This window comes from Variovorax cryoconiti (assembly GCF_051216395.1).
In the GTDB taxonomy this organism is placed as follows: domain Bacteria; phylum Pseudomonadota; class Gammaproteobacteria; order Burkholderiales; family Burkholderiaceae_C; genus Variovorax.
Map to the genome: position 1 here is coordinate 399,149 of NZ_JBPJZI010000003.1, position 23,030 is coordinate 422,178.

The 23,030-nt window shown below is 68.8% G+C and carries 22 protein-coding genes; 12 read left to right on the forward strand and 10 right to left on the reverse strand.

All coding sequences use genetic code 11. The features are described from left to right. Positions 1–19: 19 nt before the first annotated feature. Positions 20–655 (forward strand): YitT family protein, encoded by a 636-nt coding sequence (locus ACSFA2_RS10935; protein WP_435455349.1) that lies wholly within the window; start codon positions 20–22, stop codon positions 653–655. A gap of 3 nt (positions 656–658) precedes the next feature. Here ACSFA2_RS10935 and ACSFA2_RS10940 read toward each other — a convergent pair whose 3' ends face one another. From ACSFA2_RS10940 to ACSFA2_RS10950, 3 genes are read right to left on the reverse strand one after another with little or no spacing between them, the layout of a single operon-like run. Then, entirely contained in the window at positions 659–1,345 is a 687-nt protein-coding gene (locus ACSFA2_RS10940) for a GntR family transcriptional regulator (protein ID WP_435455350.1), read from the reverse strand. Further along, the gene (locus tag ACSFA2_RS10945; protein WP_435455351.1) at positions 1,342–2,265 is read right to left on the reverse strand and encodes a polysaccharide deacetylase family protein; all 924 of its coding nucleotides are present in this window, start codon (positions 2,263–2,265) and stop codon (positions 1,342–1,344) included. Before ACSFA2_RS10945 ends, ACSFA2_RS10940 begins: the two co-directional genes overlap by 4 nt. 10 nt (positions 2,266–2,275) lie before the next feature. After that, positions 2,276–2,707: a nuclear transport factor 2 family protein gene (locus ACSFA2_RS10950; RefSeq protein ID WP_435455352.1), complete on the reverse strand. Its 432-nt coding sequence runs from the start codon at positions 2,705–2,707 to the stop codon at positions 2,276–2,278. A gap of 241 nt (positions 2,708–2,948) precedes the next feature. Here ACSFA2_RS10950 and ACSFA2_RS10955 point away from each other — a divergent pair, with 241 nt between their 5' ends. Genes ACSFA2_RS10955 through gshB form a run of 5 tightly spaced genes read left to right on the forward strand, consistent with a single transcriptional unit; the run spans position 2,949 to position 9,806 of the window. Next, entirely contained in the window at positions 2,949–4,148 is a 1,200-nt protein-coding gene (locus ACSFA2_RS10955) for an ABC transporter substrate-binding protein (protein WP_435455353.1), read from the forward strand. 9 nt (positions 4,149–4,157) lie between these two features. Next, positions 4,158–5,033: a branched-chain amino acid ABC transporter permease gene (locus tag ACSFA2_RS10960; protein WP_435455354.1), complete on the forward strand. Its 876-nt coding sequence runs from the start codon at positions 4,158–4,160 to the stop codon at positions 5,031–5,033. A gap of 53 nt (positions 5,034–5,086) precedes the next feature. After that, positions 5,087–7,543: a branched-chain amino acid ABC transporter ATP-binding protein/permease gene (locus ACSFA2_RS10965; protein ID WP_435455510.1), complete on the forward strand. Its 2,457-nt coding sequence runs from the start codon at positions 5,087–5,089 to the stop codon at positions 7,541–7,543. A 56-nt stretch (positions 7,544–7,599) separates the two neighbouring features. Continuing rightward, positions 7,600–8,850, forward strand: coding sequence for a benzoate/H(+) symporter BenE family transporter (locus ACSFA2_RS10970; protein ID WP_435455355.1), 1,251 nt, complete (start codon positions 7,600–7,602; stop codon positions 8,848–8,850). Next, positions 8,847–9,806: a glutathione synthase gene (gene gshB, locus ACSFA2_RS10975; protein WP_435455356.1), complete on the forward strand. Its 960-nt coding sequence runs from the start codon at positions 8,847–8,849 to the stop codon at positions 9,804–9,806. Before ACSFA2_RS10970 ends, gshB begins: the two co-directional genes overlap by 4 nt. A 41-nt stretch (positions 9,807–9,847) precedes the next feature. On the opposite strand, the gene ACSFA2_RS10980 is transcribed toward gshB, so the two are convergent. The 3 genes from ACSFA2_RS10980 to ACSFA2_RS10990 all read right to left on the reverse strand — a co-directional run bounded on the left by ACSFA2_RS10980 (position 9,848) and on the right by ACSFA2_RS10990 (position 14,436). After that, entirely contained in the window at positions 9,848–12,079 is a 2,232-nt protein-coding gene (locus ACSFA2_RS10980) for a TonB-dependent receptor (RefSeq protein ID WP_435455357.1), read from the reverse strand. 120 nt (positions 12,080–12,199) lie between these two features. Beyond that, positions 12,200–12,964 carry a class II glutamine amidotransferase gene (locus ACSFA2_RS10985; protein WP_435455358.1) on the reverse strand — a complete coding sequence of 255 codons (765 nt, stop codon included), beginning with the start codon at positions 12,962–12,964 and terminating at the stop codon, positions 12,200–12,202. Between the two features lie 2 nt (positions 12,965–12,966). After that, the gene (locus ACSFA2_RS10990; protein WP_435455359.1) at positions 12,967–14,436 is read right to left on the reverse strand and encodes an MFS transporter; all 1,470 of its coding nucleotides are present in this window, start codon (positions 14,434–14,436) and stop codon (positions 12,967–12,969) included. A gap of 163 nt (positions 14,437–14,599) precedes the next feature. On the opposite strand from ACSFA2_RS10990, the gene ACSFA2_RS10995 reads away from it, so the two are divergent. After that, entirely contained in the window at positions 14,600–16,105 is a 1,506-nt protein-coding gene (locus ACSFA2_RS10995) for a zinc-binding metallopeptidase family protein (RefSeq protein WP_435455360.1), read from the forward strand. Positions 16,106–16,127: 22 nt separating this feature from the next. Here ACSFA2_RS10995 and ACSFA2_RS11000 read toward each other — a convergent pair whose 3' ends face one another. The 3 genes from ACSFA2_RS11000 to ACSFA2_RS11010 all read right to left on the reverse strand — a co-directional run bounded on the left by ACSFA2_RS11000 (position 16,128) and on the right by ACSFA2_RS11010 (position 17,385). Then, positions 16,128–16,349 carry a cysteine-rich CWC family protein gene (locus tag ACSFA2_RS11000; RefSeq protein ID WP_435455361.1) on the reverse strand — a complete coding sequence of 74 codons (222 nt, stop codon included), beginning with the start codon at positions 16,347–16,349 and terminating at the stop codon, positions 16,128–16,130. Between the two features lie 32 nt (positions 16,350–16,381). After that, positions 16,382–17,008 (reverse strand): L,D-transpeptidase, encoded by a 627-nt coding sequence (locus ACSFA2_RS11005; RefSeq protein ID WP_435455362.1) that lies wholly within the window; start codon positions 17,006–17,008, stop codon positions 16,382–16,384. A 101-nt stretch (positions 17,009–17,109) separates the two neighbouring features. Beyond that, entirely contained in the window at positions 17,110–17,385 is a 276-nt protein-coding gene (locus ACSFA2_RS11010; protein ID WP_435455363.1) for a proteophosphoglycan ppg4, read from the reverse strand. A gap of 351 nt (positions 17,386–17,736) precedes the next feature. Here ACSFA2_RS11010 and ACSFA2_RS11015 point away from each other — a divergent pair, with 351 nt between their 5' ends. The 3 genes from ACSFA2_RS11015 (at position 17,737) to ACSFA2_RS11025 (ending at position 20,664) form a co-directional block, all read left to right on the forward strand. Continuing rightward, positions 17,737–18,729, forward strand: coding sequence for a Bug family tripartite tricarboxylate transporter substrate binding protein (locus ACSFA2_RS11015; RefSeq protein WP_435455364.1), 993 nt, complete (start codon positions 17,737–17,739; stop codon positions 18,727–18,729). 26 nt (positions 18,730–18,755) lie between these two features. Beyond that, a complete protein-coding gene (locus tag ACSFA2_RS11020; protein ID WP_435455365.1) occupies positions 18,756–19,742 on the forward strand; it encodes a LysR substrate-binding domain-containing protein in 987 nt (328 codons plus the stop codon). Between the two features lie 103 nt (positions 19,743–19,845). Continuing rightward, a complete protein-coding gene (locus ACSFA2_RS11025) occupies positions 19,846–20,664 on the forward strand; it encodes an aspartate dehydrogenase (RefSeq protein ID WP_435455366.1) in 819 nt (272 codons plus the stop codon). Between the two features lie 10 nt (positions 20,665–20,674). Here the strand turns inward: ACSFA2_RS11025 and ACSFA2_RS11030 are convergent, their stop codons facing one another. Next, a complete protein-coding gene (locus ACSFA2_RS11030) occupies positions 20,675–21,556 on the reverse strand; it encodes a LysR family transcriptional regulator (RefSeq protein WP_435455367.1) in 882 nt (293 codons plus the stop codon). Positions 21,557–21,662: 106 nt separating this feature from the next. Here ACSFA2_RS11030 and ACSFA2_RS11035 point away from each other — a divergent pair, with 106 nt between their 5' ends. Both ACSFA2_RS11035 and ACSFA2_RS11040 read left to right on the forward strand, forming a co-directional pair. Then, positions 21,663–22,100: a VOC family protein gene (locus ACSFA2_RS11035; RefSeq protein ID WP_435455368.1), complete on the forward strand. Its 438-nt coding sequence runs from the start codon at positions 21,663–21,665 to the stop codon at positions 22,098–22,100. Further along, positions 22,097–23,026, forward strand: a complete 930-nt coding sequence (locus tag ACSFA2_RS11040; RefSeq protein ID WP_435455369.1) for a 2-hydroxyacid dehydrogenase — start codon at positions 22,097–22,099, stop codon at positions 23,024–23,026. Before ACSFA2_RS11035 ends, ACSFA2_RS11040 begins: the two co-directional genes overlap by 4 nt. The last annotated feature ends 4 nt before the right edge of the window (positions 23,027–23,030 follow it).

Genomic DNA, 23,030 nt, shown 5'->3' on the forward strand with positions numbered 1-23,030 from the left:
TTTGTGCTTGAGGGTTCCCATGCCCGAACCCGTTACCGCCGCCGCCACCGCCGCCATGCCCACCCTGCGCCACAGCCATTTCGAGGACGCCCAGGCGATCTTCGCCGGCACGCTGTTCGTGTCGCTGGCGCTCATCCTGTTCAACCAGGTCGGGCTGCTGACCGGCGGCGCGGCGGGCCTGGCCTTCCTGCTGCACTACGTCACCGGCATCAGCTTCGGCAAGCTGTTCTTCCTGATCAACCTGCCCTTCTACGGTTTCGCGTGGATGCGCATGGGGCGGGAGTTCACGGTCAAGACCTTCATCGCGATCACGATGCTCTCGGCCATGACGGAATGGTCGCCCGCGCTCTTCGCCATCGATCGCCTGCATCCCGCGTACGCGGCCGTGCTGGGCGGGCTGTTGCTCGGCGCGGGCTGTCTCTTCCTGGCGCGGCATCGCGGCAGCCTGGGCGGCGCGACCATCGTTTCGCTCTACATGCAGGAGAAGCACGGCTGGCGCGCCGGCAAGGTGCAGATGGGCATCGACTGCAGCATCGTCGCGCTGGCCTTTCTCGTCATCGAACCCAGCCGGGTTCTGTATTCGGTGCTGGCGGCGGTGGTGATGAGCGTGTTCCTCGCCGTCAACCACAAGCCCGGCCGCTACATGGCGATGTAGCGTTCAGCCGAGACCGAGCATCTGGCCCAGGCTGCGCTCCGACGCGGGGCGGTCGAGCGCGATGTTGCGCTCGAGCACCAGCAGGTGTTCTTCCATGAGCCGCACCGCCGTGTCGGCGTCGCCGCGCGCGATGGCGTCGACCACCTCGGCATGTTCGTCGTGCTCGCAGGCGGCGTTGCCGGGCGGTTCGTAGAGCGCCACGATGAGCGAACAGCGCGACATCAGCTCCGTCAGGTAGCGCTCCAGGATCGGGTTGCGCGCCAGCCGCGCCACGCGCAGGTGGAAGCTGCTCGCCAGCCGCGCCCATTCGGGTTGGGCGAGGCGGTGCATCGCGCCATGCTCTTCCTTGAGGTGCCGGCGCAGTTCGGCGATGTCGGCCTTCTTCGCATTGCGAACTGCCATGCGCACCAGCGCGGCCTCCAGGGCGCGCCGGGCCTCGAAGATCTGCCGCGTCTCTTCCGGCGAGGGCATCGCGACGATGGCGCCGCGGTTCGGCCGCAGCTCGACGATGTGGTCGTGCGCCAGGCGCTGCAGCACCTTGCGCACCAGCGCGCGGCTCACGCCGAACAGCTCGCACAGAGAAGCCTCCGGCAGTTTGGTGCCGGGCGCCAGCCGCTGGTTGGTCACGCCTTCGAAGACGGAGCGGTAGATGCGCTCTTCGATGTCGTCGTCCTTGCTGTCGGTCGTCATGCGAAGTCGGCTGGACGTTCCACCGCCAGCTGTTGCATGTGCGCGGCGATCGCGCCCGGCGTGGTGAACCACACGTCGCCGCGGTCGCGCGCACGCGCCAGGTGCTCAAGCGCCGTGCGCAGGTGCCGCAGCCGGTACGGCTGTCCGACGATGTACGGATGCAGTGCGAGCCCCATCACCAGCGGCTGCGCGCGCGACTGCTCGCGCATCTCGTCGAAGTTGTCGATCACCATGGCGGTGAAATCCTTCGCGTCCATCAGGCGGCCGACGATCATCGGGATGTCGTTGAGCTCCTGCGGATACGGCACCGACCAGAGCGCGCCGCCGCCGCGGGTGCGCATGCGCACCGGCTGGTCGTCATGGCACCAGTTGAGCGTGTAGCCGTAGCCGGTCTCGGCCAGCAGGTCGGGCGTCAGGTGGGTCTCGGAGATCCACGGCGACAGCCAGCCGGCCGGCGTCTGGCCGCTCTCGCGCTGCATGCGGTCGCGGCAGCGCACCAGCAGGGCGCGCTCGTGCGTTTCGTCGAGCACGCCTTGCCGCTCCGCGTTGCTGTGGCCGTGGCCGATGAGCTCGTCGCCGCGGGCCACGCAGGCCTGCACCAGTTCCGGGCAATGGTCGTAGAGGGCCGTGTTGATCAGCGCGCCCGTCGGCAGGCCGAGTGCGTCGAACAGATCGAGGCAGCGCCACGCGCCCACGCGGTTGCCGTATTCGCGCCAGCCGTGGTTGAGCACGTCGGGCTGCGGCGAGGCCGGGCCAATGTTGGCGCCCAGCCCGTCGCCGAAGGCGAAGTGCTCGATGTTGAAGCCCAGGTACACCGCCAGCCGTGCGCCGTTCGGCCACACGTAATCGGGACGGCGCGTGATGGGGCGGTAGTCGAAGCGGTCGTGCGTGGGGAGCCGATCGGGCCAGCGGGTCGTCATGCGGCGATTTTCACAGGGTCGCCAGACCGGCGCGCACCATCAGCCATTCGGCGCTGTCGTTCCACACGTCCATCTGCGTGATGAGGCCCTGGCGCACCACGTAGCGGTCGACGTAGCGGTTGCCCTCGAAGGCCTCGCCGTCGGGCCAGGCGCCGTAGAGCGTGCCCAGGCTGTAGACCACGGCTTCTTCTGGCGTGCCGCCGGCCACCACCTCGGTGCGCTCGATCTTCTTCTTGACCCACGCATAGCGCTTGGCGTTGAAGGCCGAGGTGTCCCCGGGCTGCGTCATCGGACGGTTGCCGGTGAAGCGGATGCGGATGTCCGGCGCGGTGTAGCGCGACGCGGACACGGGGTCGGGAATCATGACCAGGCGCAGGAATTCGTCGACCACGGCGGCGGGGTCGGTGATCGCCGGTGCGTCGGTCGGGCGGGTGGTGTGCATTGTTTTCTCCATCAGGGGCCAGCGTGGTGCATGGCCGGTCGGTGTGCGTCGGTGCAGCAAGTCCCGTGCCGATTGTCGACTCGATATCGTTTGTATTGTCGACAATTATCTGAACAGATTGTCGACTTGGCACGCGCTTTGCATCCGTTTCGTCAACGCCGACTCGGCGCGCCTTCGATGCACCGACTTGGGTGCGTCATCCACGTCAGCCCCATCCATGTCGTTTTTCAGGAGCTCTTCCATGACCCGCTTCACCTTGCGCTTCAACCGCCGCACGCTCTGCCTGGCCGCCGCGGCCGCCTGCCTGACCTCGGGCACCGCGGCGCTTGCCGCCGAGCCCATCAAGATCGGCCTGGTGACGGCCCTGTCGGGCCAGTCGGCACTGGCCGGCGAAGCCATCACGCGCGGCCTCACCGTGGCCATCGACGAGATCAACGCCAAGGGCGGCCTGCTCGGCGGTCGCCAGCTCGAACTGGTGCGCCGTGACGACGAGGCGAACCCCGCCAAGGGCGTGGTGGCCGCGCGCGAACTGATCTTCAAGGAGAAGGTGGCGGTGCTGTTCGGCGGGCTCGACACGCCGGTGTCGATGGCCATCGTGCCGATCGCCAACCAGGAGAAGACGCCTTTCATGGGCCCCTGGGCCGCGGGCACGCCGATCACCAAGAACGGCGCCAACCCCAACTACGCCTTCCGCGTATCGGCAGTCGACGAGATCGTCAACGTCGGCATGCTCGACTACGCGCAGAAGAACTTCAAGTCGAGCAAGTTCGGCATGATCCTGGTGAACAACCCGTGGGGCGAATCGAACGAGAAGGGCCTGCAGGCCGCGCTCGCCGCCAAGGGTCTGAAGGCCGTGGGTGTCGAGAAGTTCGAAGGCAGCGACGTCGACGTGGTGCCGCAACTCACGCGCCTGAAGGCGGCCGGCGCCGACACGCTCTTCCTGGTCGGCAACGTCGGCCCGTCGGCGCAGGTGGTGAAGTCGCTCGACCGCATGGGCTGGCAGGTGCCGATCGTCTCGCATTGGGGCCCGGCCGGCGGCCGCTTCACCGAGCTCGCCGGCCCGTCGGCCAAGAGCGTGCACTTCGTGCAGACCTACAGTTTCTTCGGCAAGCAGTCGCCGGTGGGCGAGAAGGTGATCGCCGCGCTCAAGGCCAAGTACCCGGCCATCAAGGGGCCGGACGACATCACGCCCGCCGTGGGCGTGGCCAACGCCTACGACGGCATGCAGCTCGCCGCATTGGCCATCGCGGCTGCCGGCTCGACCGACGGCGACGCGGTGCGCCAGGGCTTCTACAAGATCGGCAAATACGAAGGCCTGATCAAGACCTACGACAAGCCCTTCTCGCCGACGGTGCACGACGCCGTGACCGCCAGCGACTACGTGTGGGCGCAGTTCATCGACAACCGCATCCTGCCCGTGGGCATGGTCGCCGCGAAGTAAAGGGCGCGCATGCTGTTGTCTGCGTGGATCAGCGGGCTGGGGCTCGGGAGCATGTACGGGCTGATCGCCCTGGGCTTCTACGTCACCTTCGCCGTGTCGGGCACCGTCAACTTCGCGCAGGGCAGCGCGATGATGCTGGGGGCGGTGTTCACCTTCTGGTTCGCGCAGACGCTGGGCTGGCCGATGCCGCTGGCCATCGTGCTGGCGCTGGCGCTGTGCGGCGTGTATGGCCTGCTGGTGGAGTTCGCCGCAGTGCGGCCCTTCGCGAGCCGCGGCTCTGACGCCTGGCTCATGGCCACCGTCGCGCTCGGCATCGTGGTCGACAACCTGGTGATGTTCACCTTCGGCAAGGAGCCGCGCAGCCTGCCGTCGCCGCTGGCCGTCACGCCGCTGCAGATCGGTGACCTCGGCCTGGGCGTGTACCCGCTGCAATTGATCATTCCCGTCGTCGGCCTGGCGCTGGCGGCGGCGCTGCACGTCATTGCGCGCCGCACGCGCTGGGGCATCGGCATGCTGGCGGTGGTGCAGAACCCGGCGGCCGCGCGGCTGATGGGCATCCCGATCCGGCGCGCGGTGGCGGTGGCCTTCGCGCTGTCGGCGGTGTTCGCCGGCGTAGCGGGCGTGCTCATCGCGCCGCTCTTCAACGTGCAGGCCGACATGGGCACGCTGTTCGGGCTCAAGGCCTTCGCGGTCGCCATCCTCGGCGGCATCACCAGCGCCTGGGGCGTGATGATCGCCGGGTTGCTCTTCGGCCTGGCCGAGGCGCTGATCACGTCGACGCTCGGTTCCGGCTACACGCAGATCCTCACCTTCGCGCTGGTGATCGTGGTGCTCGCGATGCGGCCGCAGGGGCTGTTCGGTCGCGCGGCGGTGAAGAAGGTATGAGCGCTGCAGGTATGCGCTGGCGCACGTGGATCGGGCTGATCGGGCTCGTGGCGATGATGGCTGCGGGCGTCGCGCTGGCGGCCACGGTCAACGGCTACTACGTCTTCGTGCTGGCCAACGTCGCGCTGTTCGCGATCGTGGGCATCGGGCTCAACGTGCTGGTGGGGCTGACGGGGCAGGTGTCCTTCGGCCACGTCGGCTTCTATGCAATCGGCGCGTACGCCGTCGCCATCCTCACCGGCAAGGCCGGCTGGAGCTTCTGGGCGGCCTGGCCGGTCGGTGCGCTGCTGGCGGGCGCCATGGGCGCGCTGCTGGCGCTGCCGGCGTTGCGGGCACGCGGGCCGTACCTGGCGATGATCACCATCGCCTTCGGCTTCATCGTCGAGCATGCGATCGTCGAAGCGCGCGACCTCACGGGCGGACAGAACGGCATCATGGGCATCGCCGGCCCGGTGCTCGGCGGCTTCGCGCAGGGCGAGCGTGCGGCTGCGATGCTGGCCGTGGTCACGGCCGGCGTGGCGCTCGCGGCCTTCGCATTGCTCTCGCGTGGCGGCTGGGGCGCGGCGATGCGCGCGGTGCGCGACAGCGAGACGGCGGCCGAATCGATCGGGCTCGACCCGCTGCGCATCAAGACGGTGGCCTTTGCTGTCTCCGCGTTGTGCGCCGGTGCGGCGGGTGGCCTGTTCGCGCCGCTGTCGGGCTTCGTCACGCCGCACACCTTCGGCTTCGGCCAGTCGATCCTCTTCGTGCTGGTGGTGATGATCGGCGGCGCGGGCTCCATCGGCGGGCCGCTGGTGGGTGCGCTCATCGTCGGTCTGCTGCCTGAAGCACTGGCGAGCCTGGAGGAATACCGGCTGCTGTTCTTCGGCCTGCTGCTGCTGGTCGTGCTGTGGGCGGCGCCGGACGGTGCGGCGGGCCTGTGGCGCCGCGTGATGTCGCGCCTGATGCCAGCGAAGGCGTCGGTGCCGACCGCGTCGTCGAACGCGCCCGTTGCGCTGCTGTCGCGCTCTCTCGGTGCAGCGCTCACGGCCGACGGCCTGACGATGCAGTTCGGCGGCGTGCGCGCGGTGAGCGATCTCGGCTTCGAGACGCGCGCCGGCGGCATCACCAGCCTGATCGGCCCGAACGGTGCCGGCAAGACCACGGCGCTCAACATGCTGAGCGGCTTCTACCAACCCACCGGCGGCGGCTTCCGGCTCGGCACGACGCCGCTGCAGGGCCTGCGCGCCTTCCGCATCGCGCGTTCCGGCGTGGCACGCACCTACCAGACCTCGCAGCTCTTCGGCAGCCTCAGCGTCGAAGACAACGTGGCGCTCGCGCTGGGTCGCGGCACGCTCGGGCCGTTGCTCGGTGCGAAGCGCTTCCGCGCTGCGTCGGCGCGCGCCCAGGCGCGCCAGCTGCTGGCCTTCTGCGGCTACACCGGCGCAGCCGACACGCCCGCCGCCGACCTGGCGCACGTCGACCGCCGCCTGGTCGAGATCGCCCGCGCGCTGGCCACCTCGCCGCAGGCGCTGCTGCTCGACGAACCCGCGGCCGGCCTGTCGCGCGAAGACAAGGCGCAGCTCGCCGCGCTGCTGCAGCGCATCGCCGCCGCGGGTACCGGCGTGCTGCTGGTCGAGCACGACATGGAACTCGTGATGGGCATCTCGCAGCACATCGTGGTGCTCGATGCCGGCCAGCGCCTGGCGGTCGGCGATGTCGCGGCGATCCAGGCCGACCCGGCGGTGCGCAAGGCCTACCTTGGCGAGGCCATGGTCCCAGGGGATGCGAAGGCCGTGCGCCACGCCGTGCCCGCCGATGCACCGGAGGTGCTGGGCGTCGGCGCGCTCGTCACCGGCTACGGCGCGAGCCCGGTGCTGCACGGCATCGACCTGCGCGTGAAGCGCGGCGAACTGGTCGCGCTGCTGGGCGCCAACGGCGCGGGCAAGTCGACCCTGATGCGTTCGCTCGCCGGCCTGCACCGGCCGGTGAAGGGCGGCATCCACCTGGAAGGCACGGAACTCACCGGCCTGCCGGCCGAGCAGATCGTCGCGCGCGGCCTGGTGCTGGTGCCCGAGGGGCGGCAGGTGTTTCCGGAACTGACGGTGCGCGACAACATCCGCCTCGGCGCCTTCCTCGACAGCCGCGACGTCGATGCGCGGCTCGAATCGATGCTGCAGCGCTTCCCGCGCCTGCGCGAACGGCTGCACCAGCGCGCGGGGCTGCTGTCGGGCGGCGAGCAGCAGATGCTCGCCATCGCCCGCGGCCTGATGTCGAAGCCGCGCGTGCTGCTGCTCGACGAGCCGTCGCTGGGCCTGGCGCCCAAGGTCATCGCCGAGCTGTTCGAGGCGCTCGACGCGCTGCGCAGCGAAGGGCTCACCGTGGTACTGGTCGACCAGATGGCGGCGCTCGCGCTGGCGCTGTGCGACCGCGCGTACGTGATCGAGGGCGGGCGCATCGTGGCGCAGGGCAGTGCGGCCGAGATCGCGGCCGACGGCGCGCTGGCGCGGGCCTACCTCGGCGCGGTCTGAATCCGCGTTCCGGCGCTCGGACGGCGGCGCTTCCCGCTGCCCGGCACAATCGCCGGATGCGTTTCTTCAAGGACCTGAGTCTCTCGGCCTTCACCGCGGGCTTCGTCGCGGTGCTGGTCGGCTTCACCAGCTCGGTCGTCATCGTGTTCCAGGCCGCGCAGGCCTTCGGCGCCACGCCCGAGATGATCGCCTCGTGGATGTGGGCGCTCGGCCTCGGCATGGGCCTCGCGTCGCTGCTGCCGTCGCTGTGGCTGCGCAAGCCGGTGATGATCGCGTGGAGCACACCTGGCGCGGCGGTGCTGGCCACGGCCGGTGCCGGCTACGGCATGGGCGAGGCGGTCGGCGCCTTCATCGTGTGTGCCGCGCTCATCACGCTGGCCGGTGCGACCGGCTGGTTCGAGCGGGTGATGAACCGGATCCCGATGGCCATCGCCTCGGCGCTGCTGGCCGGCGTGCTGGCGCGCTTCGGGCTGTCGGCCTTCGCGGCGGCGCAGACCGCGCTGCCGCTGGTGCTGCTGATGCTCGGCACCTACCTGGTCGGCAAACGGATCGCGCCGCGCTACGCCGTGCCGCTCACGCTGGGCGTCGCCATCGCCTATACGGCGATGCGTGGCGAGCTGGCATGGTCCACCGTGCACTTCAGCCTGGCGATGCCGGTGTTCACGATGCCGGTCTTCACCTGGCAGGCGGCCGTGAGCCTGGCGCTGCCCCTGTTCGTGGTCACGATGGCGTCGCAGAACCTGCCGGGCGTGGCCGCCATCCGCGCGGCCGGCTACGACATGCCGGTCTCGAAGCTCATCACGCTCACCGGCGTGGCCACGCTGGTGCTCGCGCCCTTCGGCGGCTACGCGCTCAACCTGAGCGCCATCACCGCCGCCATCTGCATGGGCCGCGAGGCGCACGAAGACCCGGCGCGGCGTTACACCGCGGCCGTGAGCTGCGGCGCGATCTACGTCGTGATCGGCCTGTTCGGCGCGGCCGTCACTGGCCTGCTCACCGCCTTTCCGAAGGAACTGGTCGCGGCCATCGCCGGGCTGGCGCTGCTGGGCACCATCGGCGGCGGGCTGGCGGCGGCGTTGCGCGACGAGTCGCACCGCGAGGCGGCGCTCATCACCTTCCTCGTCACGCTCTCGGGCGTGAGCCTTGCCGGCATCGGCTCGGCCTTCTGGGGCGTGGTGGCCGGCGCCGTGGCCTTGGCGATCCAGCGCATCGGAAAAAAGGCTGCCGCGGGCAAGGACATCGCACCTGCCTGCAAGATCAAGCAAGACAGCAAGGCGGCCATCCGGGCCGCCGGAAAGACACCATGAGCCGCAACATCCTCTTCGTCGCCGACCCGCTCGACCAGTTCAAGATCTACAAGGACACGACCTTCTCGATGATGCGCGAGGCGCAGCGCCGCGGCTGGCGCATCGCCGCCTGCCTGCCGCAGGACCTGACGTGGAAGTCGGGCGGCGTGGTCACGGCCAACGTGCAGCAGATCACGCTGACCGGCGATGCGACGACCTGGTACCACGTCGACATCGAGGAGTCGAAGGCGCTGAAGGACTTCGACGTCGTGCTGATGCGCAAGGACCCGCCCTTCGACGCCGAGTACATCTACGCCACGCACCTGCTGGAGCAGGCCGAGCGCGAGGGCGCGCGCGTTGTCAACCAACCGCGGGCGCTGCGCGACCACCCGGAAAAGCTCGCGATCATGGAGTTTCCGCAGTTCGTCACGCCGACGCTGGTCACGCGCAGCGCGGGCGCGGTGCGCGACTTCCACGCCGAGCACGGTGACATCATCCTGAAGCCGCTCGACGGCATGGGCGGCATGGGCATCTTCCGCGTCAAGCAGGACGCGATGAACCTCGGCTCCATCATCGAGACGCTCAACAAGGACGGTGCCGAAACCATCATGGTGCAGCGCTTCGTGCCGCAGATCGTGGACGGCGACAAGCGCATCCTGATCATCGGCGGCGTGCCCGCGCCCTTCGTGCTGGCGCGCATCCCGCAGGGCACCGAAGTGCGCGGCAATCTGGCGGCCGGCGGCAAGGGCGTGGCCCAGCCGCTCACGCCGCGCAACCGCGAGATCGCCGAGACCGTGGGCCAGGCGCTGGCGCCGCGCGGCCTGCTGCTGATCGGCCTCGACGTGATCGGCGACAGCGTCACCGAGATCAACGTGACCAGCCCGACCTGCTTCCAGGAGATCACCGAGCAGACCGGCTTCGACGTGCCGGCGATGTTCCTGGATGCGCTGGAAGCGGAATTGAAAAAGGGACCGTGAGGTCCCTTGGGGTGCAACCACGGCGCCGAAGCGCTAGGTGATCAGAATTCGACCGAGGCGGTCAGGCTGAAAGTCCGCGGGTTGCCGAGCACCAGATAGCCCGAGCCCGGGTAGCCGCCGACCGAGGCCCAGTAATCGCGATCGGTCACGTTGTCGACGCGCGCGCGCAGCGTCACCAGCTTGCCGCCGATGTCCGTCACGTAGCGCGCGCCAATGTCCAGCCGCGACCAGCCCGGCACGCGCAGCGTGTTGGTGGCATTGGCGTAGCTGCTGCCCGAGGCGACCAGGCGCGCATCGAGGGACAGGCCGGTCACGCCCGGCACGCTCCAATCGACGCCGATGCTGCCTTGGCGCTTCGGCACGCCGATGACGTCCTTGCCGTCGGTGGTCGCGCTACCGGTTTCCTTCTGCTCGGCGTCGAGCAGCGTCAGGCCGCCCAGCACGCGAAGGCCCTTGACCGGCTCGCCGAAGACGGTGAATTCGACGCCTTGATGGCGGTCCTTGCCGGCCGACGTGAAGAAGCCGTTGTCCACCAGTGCGCGCGGCTTCTCGGTCGAGAAGAAGGCCACGTTGCCACCGATGTTGCCGCCGTCGTACTTGACGCCGACTTCCTTTTGCTTCGAGACGTAGGGCTTGAGCTGTTCGCCTACGTTGCGGACGGGGATGCCGTTCTGTTGGGCCGGTGCGGTTTCGCCCTGCGACAGGCCTTCGATGTAGTTGGCATACACCGACAGGTCGTTACGCGCCTTGAACACGAGGCCGACGACTGGGCTGGTCCGACCTTCGCTGTATGAAGTCTCGACGCCGCCGGCCGCGGTCTGCACGCCGTTGCTGACGACGCGGTAGGAGGTGTCGCGGGTGGCGAGGTTCTGATTGCGCAGGCCCAGCGTGAGCAGCGCGCGGTCGTCCAGGAATGACAGCGTGTCGCCGATGGCGAAGCTGTTCAGGCGCGTCTCGCCGTTGATGGCCGGGCTGTTCAGATCGTTGCCCAGGAAGGTCAGATTGGTCTGCGGGTAGTAGCGAGGCGTGTAGATGTTCGACGCCAGCGTGCCGCCGGCGCCCAGGCCGAGGCCGTAGGCGTTCTTTTTCTCGAGGCCGAAGTACGAGGCGGCAAGTACCCATTCGTGTCCCACGCTGCCGGTGCGCAGCTTGCCGCGCAGGCCGATCTCGGCCGTCTTCACGTCGTCTTCACGGGTGTTGTCGAAGCGCGACGTGGTGAAGGCGCCGGTGCTGCCGTTCGACACCGTGGCGCCGGCCAGCGAGTTGGCTTCGTGGCTGCTGCGTACGCCCGCGGCCGCCCAGGCCGTGATGTCGGAGGTGATGTCGTATTCGCCGCGCACCGTGCCGAAGGTGTCGCGTTCGTTGGAGAAGGTCCACGGCTGGGCGAAGTTGGTCTTGTTGTCGGGGGCGGATGGCACCACCGTCACGGCCGCGCCCAGCGTCACGTTGGGTCGGGTGTTGCTCAGCCGGTGTTCCTGATGGCCGATGTCCGCAGAGATGCGTGCGTTGCGGCTGCGCCAGTCGAGGCCGACCGAGACCACATCGAGCTTGACGTCTTCGTCGTCCACCGCCGTGCCGCCATTGCGGTGCGCGGCGTTGATGCGGATGCCGGTGCTCTGGTCGGGGCCGAAGCGGCGCGAGATGTCGGCCGCCACGTACCCCTGGGAGCCGCTGGAAACGCCGGCGGTGACCTGCGTCAGCGGGTCGTTGCCCGCGCGCTTGGGCAGCAGGTTGATGTTGCCGCCGATGCCACCACCACTGGGCGTTGCGCCGTTCAGGAAGGCGCTGGCGCCGCGCAGCACTTCGACGCGTTCGAACAGTTCCGACGAGATGTACTGGCGCGGCAACAACCCGTACAGGCCGTTGTAGGCGATGTCATCGGAATTCACGATGAAGCCGCGAATGAAGTACGACTCCTGGAAGTTGCCGAAGCCGCGTGCGACACGCACCGTTGGGTCGTTCTGCAGCACGTCGGCCACGCTCTTGGCCTGCTGGTTCTGGATCAGTTCGCTGGTGTAGCTCGTCGTGGAAAACGGCGTGCTCATGATGTCCTGTGTGCCCAGGATGCCGACCCGCCCACCCCGCGCCACCTGCCCGCCCGCATAGGGCTTGGTCAACCCCTCCGCCGACGCATCTGCGCTGGCTTCCACCGTCACGGTCGACAGGGTGCCGGAAGCGGCGGTCGGGGTGGTTTGTGCAGACGCCGACAGCGCGTGCAGCGCAAGCGCCGCGGCCAGGGTGACGGGCCGCAGCGGAAAGCGGATGGAAGACATGAACGGTTCCCTCTTTATTGGAGTGCAAATGAGAACCGTTATTATCTTTGCCGGCTTTCCGGCACGCGCGCAGGCCGCTGCAAAAAGAGCGGCGGCGTTGTTTCCGCGCGACCCCGGTGCTCAGCCGGCCCGGCGGCCGTCGACGAAGACGGCGACCTCGCCCGCCGCGAACGGCGTCCACTGCTCGTTGGTCGTCAGCGGCGCGGTCACGATCACGGCGACGCGGTCGTCGAGCGTGGTGTGCTGCGAGAAGTCCATCTGCACATCCTCGTCGGCCAGCTTCGCCAGCGTGAACGGATGCTGCCGCTCGATGTACCAGAGGTTCGTCGACGCATGTGCCCAGAGCGCCTGGCCGTTCGACAGCATGAAGTTGAAGGTGCCGTGCCTGGCGAGCTGCGGCGCCAGCTCGCGCAGCGTCAGCGTGAGCTCGGCGATGCTGGGCACGTCGGCATGCGACTTGGCCAGTTCCTGCATCACCCAGCAGAAGGCGTGTTCGCTGTCGGTGCTGCCCACCGGATGGAAGTTGCCGTGCAGCCGCGGCCGGAAGTCCTTCAGGTCGCCGTTGTGCGCGAACACCCAGTAGCGGCCCCACAGCTCTCGCACGAAGGGATGGCAGTTCTGCAGGTTGATGGCGCCTTGCGTGGCCTTGCGGATGTGCGCGATGACATTGCGGCTCTTGATCGGATAGCGGCGGATCAGCTCCGCGACCGGCGAATCGCAGGCCGGCAGGTGGTCGACGAAGTGACGCAGGCCGCGGTCCTCGAAGAAGGCGATGCCCCAGCCGTCGGCATGGTGGTCGGTGCGGCCGCCGCGCTGCGCAAAGCCGGTGAAGCTGAAGGTCACGTCGGTGGGCGTGTTGCAGTTCATGCCGAGCAGTTGGCACATAGTCAGGACTCCTTCAGCGGCGTGGGGGCGGTGGTGCGAACGCGCAGTTGCAGGGCCGCCAGGATGGCAATGGCGCACAGCGCCGACAGCATGAAGAACACCTCGTTGAACGCGGCCAGCCGCGCCGGGCTGCTGGCCGCCTGCGCGAGCGAATCGCCATGTGCGGCCAGGCGCCATTCGAGCGCGATGGCGCACAGGCTGACGCCGGCCGCGCCGCCGAGCATGCGCAGGAAGCTGATCGCGCTGGCGCCCTGCGGGATGAGCGGCTTGGCCAGCGGGCGCATCGAGCCCAGGTTGAGCGACGGCAGGATGAAGCCCAGCCCGATGCGTCCGATGATGGCGAAAGCCACCAGCAGCCACAGCGTGCTGCCCAGCGTGAGCACCTTCATCAGCGCGAAAGACACCGCCAGCAGCGCGAGCCCGATGCTGACCAGCAGCCACGTCGGTTGGCGGTCGGCCAGCCGTCCGACCAGCGCGATCGAAATGGCCAGCACGATGCCGGCCGGCAGCATGATGGTGCCCACGTGCGAGGCCGACAGGTGCAGCGCGACCTGCATGTACACCGGCAGCAGGTAGGTCGAGCCGAACAGCGCCGCGCCGTAGATGAACGACACCACGCTGCCCATCGCGAACGGCCGGTAGCCGAAGAGCGCCATGTTCATGAGCGGCGCACCACCACCGGCCGCCAGACGCTTCTGCCACCACACGAAGACGGCCAGCGACACCACGGCGCCCAGCAGAAGCGCGGCGGCCTCGATCGGCGCGTCGCCGCGCAACTCGACCAGGCCATTCAGAAGGCACAGCGTGCCGACCAGCCCGATGAGCAGGCCGCGCCAGTCCAGCCCGCCCGCGCGCATGGCGGTGACGCCGCCCGGCGCCGTGGTCGGCACGAACTTGTAGGCCAGCCAGATCGACGCGAGGCAGAACGGCACCACCATGAAGAAGATGGAGCGCCAGCCGAACAGGTCGACCAGCACGCCGCCGATGCTCGGCCCGATGGCCGGCGCCAGCACCACGCCCATGCCGAAGATGCCGCTGGCGCGGCCCTGCTCATGTGGCTCGAAGGCGCGCAGGATGATGATGGCCGGAATCGGCTGCACCACGCCCGCGGCCAGCCCTTCGGCCACGCGCGCCAGCAGCACCAGCGAGAAGTCGTTGGCCAGCCCGCCGGCGATGCCGCCGGCCAGCAGCAGCACCATCGTGCCGACATAGGTGCGCCGGTAGCCGTAGCGCCCGAGCAGCCAGGGCGTGGTGAGCATCGACACCGTCATGGCCACCATGAAGCCCGAACTCACCCACTGTGCGCGCTCCTGCCCGAGCGCGAAGTGGTGGCTCATGCCGGGGATGGCCACGTTCACGATGGTCGACGACATGATCGACGCCATCGTGCCGACCATCACCGAGAGCAGGAGGAACCAGCGGTAGCGCTCGCCGTAGCGGCTGCGCAGCGAGGGAAGCGGGGTGTCGTTCATCGGGGTGGGTCGGGCGGCGGCATGGCCGTGTTGGCCTGTCCTACAAGGATACGGGTCTTTGCGCTGCGGAGCGCCGCCGCACGGCGCGGACAATGCCAGGGCTGTCACGCCAGTTGCGCGGTTTCACGTCGCACTGTTTTTGCATCTCAAAAGAACATACACCATGGACTCCATCCTTCACGACGGCAGCGGCGCCGCATCGACCGAAGCGCCCGATGCGCCCGCCAGCGACAGCCACTCTCTGGCTGCGGATCTGCGCGCCCCGACGATCAGCCGCGCCTACCAGTGCCAGTGCGGCCGCCCGGTCTTCCTCGGCAACAGCCAGTGCCTGGCTTGCCGCACGCCACTGGGCTACGTCACCGAGCGCCTGGGCGTCGTGCCGCTGGCACCGGCCACCCACGACAACGCCGAACCCGAGACCTTCACCGTGTTCGGCGACACCGGGGGCAAGGCCTGGCGCCGCTGCCACAACTTCCTCACGGCCTCCGGCTGCAACTGGATGGTGCCGGCGCCGCGCGAAGGCGACGCCGCATCGTTCACCGCCGACGGGCTTGCGCCTGGCTTCTGCCTGTCGTGCAGCGCCACGCGCACCATCCCCGACCTGTCGATCGAGAGCAACGGCGACCTGTGGCGCAAGCTCGAGCAGGCCAAGCGTCGCCTGCTGTCGCAACTGCTCGCCCTGGGGCTGCCCGTGGTCACGCGCCATGCCGATCCGGTGCACGGGCTGGCCTTCGACTTCCTCGGCAAGATGCCGGGCGGGCCGCATGTGCTCACCGGGCATGAAGAGGGCGTGATCACGCTCAACGCCGAAGAGGCGGAAGACGCCGTGCGCGAACGCATCCGGGCCGAAATGCGCGAGCCCTACCGCACGCTGGTCGGCCACTTCCGCCACGAGATCGGCCACTACTACTGGGACCTGCTGGTGTTGCCCACGCCCTGGGTGGACGACTACCGTGCTTTGTTCGGCGACGAACGCGCCGACTACGCCACCGCCCTGCGTACCCACTACGAGAACGGCCCGCCGGCCGACTGGGCGAACCGTTTCGTCACCAGCTACGCCAGCTCGCACCCCTGGGAAGACTGGGCCGAGACCTGGGCGCATTACCTCCACATGGCCGACACGGCCGACACGGCGATGAGCTTCGGCGTCGACGCGCAGAACGTCGAACTGGCGAGCGATCTGTTCGAGCCGTCCGACCTGTGGCAGCCGGAGCACCCTGGCGCGATGAAGTTTCTCGACTTCCTCAACGGCTGGGTCCGGCTCACCAATGTGCTGAACGAACTCTCGCGCAGCATGGGCCAGCCGGACTACTACCCCTTCGTGCTGCCGCGCGCGGCCGTGGGCAAGCTGCAGTTCATCCACCAGGTGATCACCGAGCAGCGGCAGCGCAGCCAGACAGGCGCTGCGCAGTCGAAGGGCACGAGCACCGACGTGGCGTTGGACGGCTCCCCATTGAGCGTGCCGCCCGCAACGGGTCAAGCGCCTGCGCCGCCGATCGAGACGGTCGGCATGGTTCAAGGCCAAACCCAAGGCCAGGATCAAACGCAAACGCAAACGCAAACGCAAACGCAAACGCAAACCCAGGCGCAACAGCCCTTCTTCCAGACAGGCTTGCAGCAGAACCAGGGCATGTTCGACCACAACGCGGGCAACGTGCAGCCGCACTGAGGCAAGGTCCAGGGCTGATCGTTCAGACGGTCAGGTCGGCCGCCGCGGCGCAGCGCGCACAGATGCACGCCAGGCCGCGCGCGGTTTCGGGTACCTGCTCCCTGAGCCCTTGATCGAAGCGCGCCGTCATGCACCAGCACGGCCCTTGGGCGACGCCGGTCGTCCGCTCGATTTCCATCGCGCACGCGTTCGTCTCGCCGCAGAGCGGGCAGCGGGCCGGGTCGATGGTGGACAGGGTGGGCATGGTGTGATTGTCGTCCGCACCATCGAGACCGTTCAACGCGCCGCGTCGTCGCTCAAAAAGGCGAAATGCGAGGGCATCGGGCTCGATTCCGGCAGCACGTACACCAGGCCGTGACGCGTGCCCAGTACCGGTTTCACCTGCGTGTCGTAGAAGGCTGCCGGCACGTTGATGCAACCGTAGGAAATGCGGTTGTCGGCGACGCTCGCCGAAGCCAGCCGCTGCAGACGCCGTTCGGCCTTGTTCGTTGCGCGCACGCGGTGCATGGAGATCGCCGCGTCGTAGTCGACCCACACGATGTCTTCGCCAGAGGTGTTTCGGCCGGGCTCCGAGACGAAGCGCCCCGCCGGGGTGGTGCGTTCATGCGGCTGGATCTGCGCCATGGGCCGTTCGCCGATGCCAGGCACCGACGCATCGCCGCGCGCCAGGCCGAGCAGCACCGGCGACGACGCCTTCAACGCGCCGTCGGCGTCATAGATGAAAAGGCGTGCGCCTTGCTTGTCGATCACCGCAAAGGGCTGATGCTGGTTGTCGCCAGCGGCCACGGCGCGCTGTGCGAAGGCACCGGCATTGGCATCGCCGCCAGTTGTCGCATGCGCCGGCACCAGTGCTGCACCGCAGAGCATCGACATGGCGACGAGTCGAGACAGAGAAGAGGGCATGAAGCGGTCCCGAAATCCTGAGAGAGATAGACGATGGGCCGGCGACCGCGTGCGGTCGCCGGCCCTCGTCGACTGGCCAAGCATCGACTTGGCCGTCGAACTCAGTTGCGGTCCGCGCGAGCGGGGCGCATGGCGGGTTCGGCGGGCGCGTTGGGCGCCTGAGCGGGCATGCTGGTCGTGCCGCTGTTCATCGGCGTGGTGCCGGCAGCAGGTGTCGGGGTGCCGGTCGTGCCCATCGGCGTGCCTTGCTGCGTCTGCTGGCCGGCACCGATGGCGGGGTTCGCCACGTTGGGGTTCGGCGGATTGCCCTGCGCCATGGCGACGCCGGCGGCGCCCATCAGCAGAGCGGCGAGAAGGGGAGCGGTGCGCTTGATCATGATGTATCTCCTTGGATGGATGAGAGGGAATCGAACCGGAGGACCCGGCGCTGACGCGATGGACAGCTGCACTCACCCTAGGCGGCTCGGGCGATGCCCCCGTCGTCTCAACGCGCGGTGCCGTGTAGGAGAGGCATGCCCACGGCTGTGGCGCAGGGGGCTTCGGCACTGACGGCCAGGGATGGCGTTGCCATTCGTCGGCAGAACGCGGGCCGGGCGGCATGGATTAGCTGTGCTCGCATGCGGCTCGAAAAATGCTCGTTTGTTCGGAGCGTGGGGTGACTCCTACGATGCCGCATCGACGCCTTCATTCCGGGTCGCCCTGCTTCACTTTTCCAAGGATCTCGCGCCATGCATGCTGCCTTCCCAACCCGCAGACGCCTGCTCGCCGCACTGACCGGTGCGGCTGCGCTGCTGGTACCCGCACTGGCGCCTGCGCAGGACAAGTTTCCGTCCAAGCCCATCCGGGTCATCGTCCCCTTCCCGCCTGGCGGCATCAACGACACGGTTGCGCGGCCGGTGCTCAAGAAGATGGGCGATCTGCTCGACATCGGCTTCGTGATCGAAAACCGCCCTGGCGCCAGCGGCACCATCGGCACCGCCGCCGCAGCCCGTGCAGAGCCCGACGGCTACACGCTGCTGCTAGGCGCGGCCAGCACCATGGCCGTGGTGCCGCACATGATGAAGACGGTGCCCTATTCGCCGACACAGGACTTCGTTCCCGTCGGCGGCATCGCCTCGGTGCCGAGCGTGATGATCAGCGGGCGACTGGACAAGTACCCGAACTACGCCGCCGTGCTCGCCGACCTGAAGGCCCGGCCGGGCGCACTGACCTTCGGCTCGGCCGGTCCCGGCACCTCGCACCACACGCAGATGTCCTTCCTCAACCTTGAACTGGGCACCAGCATGCTGCACGTGCCCTACAAGGGCAGCGGCCCGGCCATGGCCGACCTGCTCGGGGGGCAGATCGATTTCCTGATGGACCCGGTGCCGACCGCGGTCGGGCAGGTGCAGGCCGGCAAGGTGGTGCCGATCGCCATCACCAGCGCCAAACGCTCGCCGCTGCTGCCCAATGTGCCGACCTTCATCGAGCTCGGCGTGAAGAACTTCGAGGTCAGCACCTGGTTCGGCCTGTTCGCGCCAGCCAAGACGCCGCCCGCGGTGCTGGCCCGCCTGACCGGCGCCTTGAACGATGCCCTGCGCGACCCGGAGATCGCGCAGACGATGTCCTCGAAGGGCATGGACCCGTTGCGCAAGTCGCCCGCTGAGATGGCGCAGTACGTGGCGCAGGAGAACGTGCTGTGGAAGGGTGTGATCGAGAAGACGAAAATAGGGCTCGATTGACCGCCTCCCTCGCCTGAATGCGCAGAATGCTCCCGCCGCTCGCCACGCTGCGCCCCTTCGAGGCGGCGGCCCGGCTGGGCTCGTTCACCGCGGCGGCCGACGAGCTGGCGCTGACGCAGGGCGCGGTGAGCCTGCAGATTCGGAACCTCGAGAACTTCCTGGAAAAGCGCCTGTTCGAGCGCCAGGTGCGCCGCGTCGAACTCACGGAGGACGGGCGCCAGTACTACGCCGCCTGCCTGCGCGCACTCGACGAGGTCGAGCGCGCGACGCGGCGCATGCTGGCGCAGCGCGACCACACCATCCTCACCGTGTCGGCCTTGCCGACGCTGGCCACGCTGTGGCTCATGCCGCGGCTCGGCGCCTTCACCTCGGCCTACCCCGACATCGAGGTGCGCGTGGCCACGTCGATCGCGCCGGTCGACTTGCGCGGCAGCGACGTCGACATCGCGCTGCGCGTCGGCAAGCTGCCGGGGCGGCACTACGGGCGCGACCAGCCGGGCATCGACCTGGTCATGACCGACCGCTGGGAGGGCATCGAGGCCGACCTGCTGTTCGACGACACGCTGGTGCCCGTCATCGCCAGCAAGCTGCTCAAGCAGGGCGCGGCGATCGAGTCCGCCGCCGACCTGTTGAAGTACACGCTCATCCACACGGCCAGCCGCCAGAACGCATGGCGCGATTGGTTGATGGCCCTCGGCGTCCCCTACCGCAGCCCCAAGCGTTCGGCGGAGTACGGCCACTTCTTCATGGCGTTGCAGGCCGCGCGCGAATGCAAGGGCATCGCCATCGTGCCGCGCAAGCTGTTCCAGATGTACAGCGAGCAATCGTCCGAACTCGTGGTGCCTTTCGAGGCCGACGTGCCGAGTGCCGGCGAGTACTACATGCTCACCCACGAGTCGCGCGCCGACGATCCGGCCGTGCGCAAGTTCCGCAAGTGGGCGCTGCTCATGGCGGAGGCCGACCGCGACAGCGTGAAGAGCGCGAAGACACCGAAGCCGTCGCGCAAGGGCTGAGTGCATGCATCAGTTCGACCAATGCGGCTGGGAGAAATGCTCGTTTGTCTCGCGTGCTGCGCCTTCTTAAGATTCCTTCATCTCGTTCCATAAGAAAGAAGACATGCCCGCTTCCCGCACACCCCTTCGCGTCGGCATCGCCGGCCTCGGCGCCGTCGGCAAGAAGATCGCGCAGGCGCTCGACGACGACGGCATCCCCGGCATGACGCTGGCAGCCATCGCGGTGCGCGACGAGGTGCGTGCGAAGGCGTCGCTGTCGCTGCGCGCGATGCCGCGCTTCACCGACATCGATCACCTCGCGGAACATTGCGACATCGTCGTCGAATGCGCCCCCGGCGCGCTGCTGGGGCGCATCGCCACGCCGGTGCTCAAGGCCGGCAAGACGATGGTGGTGCTCAGCGCCGGCGCGCTGCTGTCGAACATGGAACTGGTCGACGTCGCGCGCGAGCACGGCGGCACGATCGTCGTGCCGACCGGCGCGCTGCTGGGCCTCGATGCGGTGTGCGCCGCGGCCGAAGGCACGATCGAATCGGTGCGCATGGTCACGCGCAAGCCGGTGCGTGGCCTGGTCGGTGCGCCCTACCTGGTCGAGCACAACATCGTCATCGACGACATCACCGAACCGCTGCGCATCTTCAGCGGCTCGCCGCGCGAGGCGGCGGTCGGCTTCGCGGCCAACCTCAACGTGGCGGTCGCGCTGTCGCTCGCCGGCATCGGGCCGGACCGCACGGTGCTCGAGGTCTGGGCCGATCCGGGCATCGACCGCAACACGCACCGCATCGAGGTGGTGTCCGACTCGGCGTCCTTCTCGATGGAGATCCGCAACATTCCGACCGAGAACCCGAAGACCGGGCGCATCACCGCGCTGAGCGTGATCGCTGCGCTGCGCAAGATGACGGCGCCGCTGCGCGTCGGTACCTGAGCCGGATCGCTCAACGGGTGCGCGGCGGCTTGCGCAGCGCATCGCGCAGGCCGCCGACGATGCCGGCCTGCGCCGGCCGTGCACGCGTCACCATGCCGATCTCGCGGTGGAAGGTGGCGTCGCCCAGCGTGACGACCCGCACGCCCTCGGGCACGCGCCAGTTGGCGCGCACGCGCGGCAGCAGGGCGGCGCCCATGCCCAGGCCCACCAGCTGCACGATGCCTTCGAGCTCGTCCATCTCCACCGCGTCCTGCACCTCGATCGCTTCGCTGCGCAGGAAGCGGTCGACCAGCCGGCCGCCGAAGGACGCGCGGTCGTAGCGCAGGAAGGGTTCGCTGCGGAGGATGCGGCGCCAATCTCGGTTGCTACGGCCCTTGGCCTGCGGCGGCGCCAGCAGCACGAAGGGTTCCTGCCACAGCGGCTCCCACACGAGCTCGGGCGGCAGGCTGAAGGGCGGCCGGATCATCACGGCGGCATCGAGCTCGCCGGCATCGACCATGCCCAGCAGCGCCAGCGACACGCCCGGCACCACGCGCAGCCGCACCTGCGGCACGCTGCGCCGCAGCTCGACCAGCGCGGCCGGCAGCCCGCCCGCCTGCACCGAGGCGATGGCGCCGATGCGCAGCGCCACCGAGAAGTCCGCGGCGGCCGGCCCGGCGTGCAGCTGTTCGGCCATCAGCACCAGGGCCTCGGCGCGCGTGAGCGTGTCGCGGCCGGCCTCGTTGAGCGTGGCGGTGCGGCCCGCGCGGTCGAACAGCGCGAAACCCAGCGAAGCCTCGAGGCGCTGGATCTGCGCGCTCACGGCCGACTGCGTGAGCCCGATGTGTTCGCCGGCGCGCGAGAAGGTGCCGTGGCGCGCCACGGCGATGAAGGTGCGCAGTTCCTTGAGCATCGGTACAGATCAATGAAAGTGATGAGTCAGAGAAAAATATATCGTTTTTCAGAGTCAGCGGATTTTCCTAGACTTCTGCTTTCCTTTTCCAACGACCAGAGACCCCATGACCACCGCTGCCGCCGCCACGATCCCGCCCTTTCACCTCGCCTTCCCGGTGCACGACCTGTCGGCCGCGCGCGCCTTCTACGGCGAACTGCTGGGCTGCCCCGAAGGCCGCAGCTCGCCGGACTGGATCGACTTCAACTTCTACGGCCACCAGATCGTGGCCCACCTGGCGCCCGACGAATGCGCGAATTCCGCGCTCAGCCAGGTCGACGGCCACGGTGTGCCGGTGCGCCACTTCGGCGCCGTGCTGTCGATCCCGCAGTGGGAAGCGCTGGCGGCCAAGCTGAAAGGCGCCGGCACCGAATTCGTCATCGAGCCCTACATCCGCTTCAAGGGCGAACCGGGCGAGCAGGCCACGATGTTCTTCCGCGACCCGTCGGGCAACGCGGTGGAGATCAAGGCCTTCGCCAGCCTCGAATCGCTCTTCGCGAAATGAGCGGCAGCGGCATCGCGCTGTATTGCGCCCAGGCGCAGGCTTCGGCGTGGGCCGACGGCCTGCGCGCGGCCTTGCCCGGCACGCAGATCGACCTGTGGCCCGAGGCTGCGCGCGGCGCGCGGCACGCGATCGTCTGGACGCCCACGCAGGAATTCATGGACGCGCACCCGGCGCTCGAACTGATCTTCAACATGGGCGCGGGCGTCGACGCGCTGCTCCGTCTGCGCCTGCCGCCGAAGGCGCGCATCGTGCGTATCGAGGACGGCGGCATGGCGGTGCAGATGGCCGACTACGTCTGCCATGCGGTGCTGCGGCATTTCCGCGAGTTCGATGTCTACGACCGCACGTCCGCGGCCGGCCAGTGGCTGCAACGCCCGGACCGCGCGCGCAGCGACTTCCCCGTCGGCGTGATGGGCCTGGGCGTGCTCGGCCAGCGCGTGGCGCGTGCGTTGCAGCCCTTCGACTTTCCGGTGCGCGGCTGGAGTCGCTCGCCGAAAACGATCGAGGGCGTGCGCTGCTTCAGCGGCGCCGAGCAGTTCGACGACTTCCTGGCCGCCAGCCGCTTCCTCGTGTGCATGGTGCCGCTCACGTCCGACACCCGCGACATCCTGTGCCGTGCGTCGCTGTCGAAGTTGCAGCCTGGCGGCTACCTGATCAACGTGGCGCGCGGTGCGCACCTGGTCGAGGACGACCTGATCGCGCTGCTCGACAGCGGGCATCTCGCGGGCGCGATGCTCGATGTGACGCGCACCGAGCCGTTGCCCGAAGGCCACCCGTTCTGGTCGCACCCCAAGATCACGATCACGCCGCACATCTCGGCGCAGACCGTGGTGTCGGAATCCATCGCGCAGATGGTCTCGAAGATCCAGGCGGTGCAGCGCGGCGAGGTGCCGGCCGGGCTGGTCGACCCGGCGCGGGGCTACTGAACCC

Coding starts and splice junctions, on each gene's coding strand:
- ACSFA2_RS11025 (WP_435455366.1), top strand. CDS start 19,846: ATGCCCGCTTCCCGCACACCCCTTCGCGTCGGCATCGCCGGCCTCGGC.
- ACSFA2_RS10965 (WP_435455510.1), top strand. CDS start 5,087: ATGATGGCTGCGGGCGTCGCGCTGGCGGCCACGGTCAACGGCTACTAC.
- ACSFA2_RS11015 (WP_435455364.1), top strand. CDS start 17,737: ATGCATGCTGCCTTCCCAACCCGCAGACGCCTGCTCGCCGCACTGACC.
- gshB (WP_435455356.1), top strand. CDS start 8,847: ATGAGCCGCAACATCCTCTTCGTCGCCGACCCGCTCGACCAGTTCAAG.
- ACSFA2_RS10960 (WP_435455354.1), top strand. CDS start 4,158: ATGCTGTTGTCTGCGTGGATCAGCGGGCTGGGGCTCGGGAGCATGTAC.
- ACSFA2_RS10940 (WP_435455350.1), bottom strand. CDS start 1,345: ATGACGACCGACAGCAAGGACGACGACATCGAAGAGCGCATCTACCGC.
- ACSFA2_RS11000 (WP_435455361.1), bottom strand. CDS start 16,349: ATGCCCACCCTGTCCACCATCGACCCGGCCCGCTGCCCGCTCTGCGGC.
- ACSFA2_RS11030 (WP_435455367.1), bottom strand. CDS start 21,556: ATGCTCAAGGAACTGCGCACCTTCATCGCCGTGGCGCGCCACGGCACC.
- ACSFA2_RS10945 (WP_435455351.1), bottom strand. CDS start 2,265: ATGACGACCCGCTGGCCCGATCGGCTCCCCACGCACGACCGCTTCGAC.
- ACSFA2_RS10980 (WP_435455357.1), bottom strand. CDS start 12,079: ATGTCTTCCATCCGCTTTCCGCTGCGGCCCGTCACCCTGGCCGCGGCG.
- ACSFA2_RS11020 (WP_435455365.1), top strand. CDS start 18,756: ATGCTCCCGCCGCTCGCCACGCTGCGCCCCTTCGAGGCGGCGGCCCGG.
- ACSFA2_RS11040 (WP_435455369.1), top strand. CDS start 22,097: ATGAGCGGCAGCGGCATCGCGCTGTATTGCGCCCAGGCGCAGGCTTCG.
- ACSFA2_RS10970 (WP_435455355.1), top strand. CDS start 7,600: ATGCGTTTCTTCAAGGACCTGAGTCTCTCGGCCTTCACCGCGGGCTTC.
- ACSFA2_RS10935 (WP_435455349.1), top strand. CDS start 20: ATGCCCGAACCCGTTACCGCCGCCGCCACCGCCGCCATGCCCACCCTG.
- ACSFA2_RS10990 (WP_435455359.1), bottom strand. CDS start 14,436: ATGAACGACACCCCGCTTCCCTCGCTGCGCAGCCGCTACGGCGAGCGC.
- ACSFA2_RS10950 (WP_435455352.1), bottom strand. CDS start 2,707: ATGCACACCACCCGCCCGACCGACGCACCGGCGATCACCGACCCCGCC.
- ACSFA2_RS10995 (WP_435455360.1), top strand. CDS start 14,600: ATGGACTCCATCCTTCACGACGGCAGCGGCGCCGCATCGACCGAAGCG.
- ACSFA2_RS11005 (WP_435455362.1), bottom strand. CDS start 17,008: ATGCCCTCTTCTCTGTCTCGACTCGTCGCCATGTCGATGCTCTGCGGT.
- ACSFA2_RS11035 (WP_435455368.1), top strand. CDS start 21,663: ATGACCACCGCTGCCGCCGCCACGATCCCGCCCTTTCACCTCGCCTTC.
- ACSFA2_RS10985 (WP_435455358.1), bottom strand. CDS start 12,964: ATGTGCCAACTGCTCGGCATGAACTGCAACACGCCCACCGACGTGACC.
- ACSFA2_RS11010 (WP_435455363.1), bottom strand. CDS start 17,385: ATGATCAAGCGCACCGCTCCCCTTCTCGCCGCTCTGCTGATGGGCGCC.
- ACSFA2_RS10955 (WP_435455353.1), top strand. CDS start 2,949: ATGACCCGCTTCACCTTGCGCTTCAACCGCCGCACGCTCTGCCTGGCC.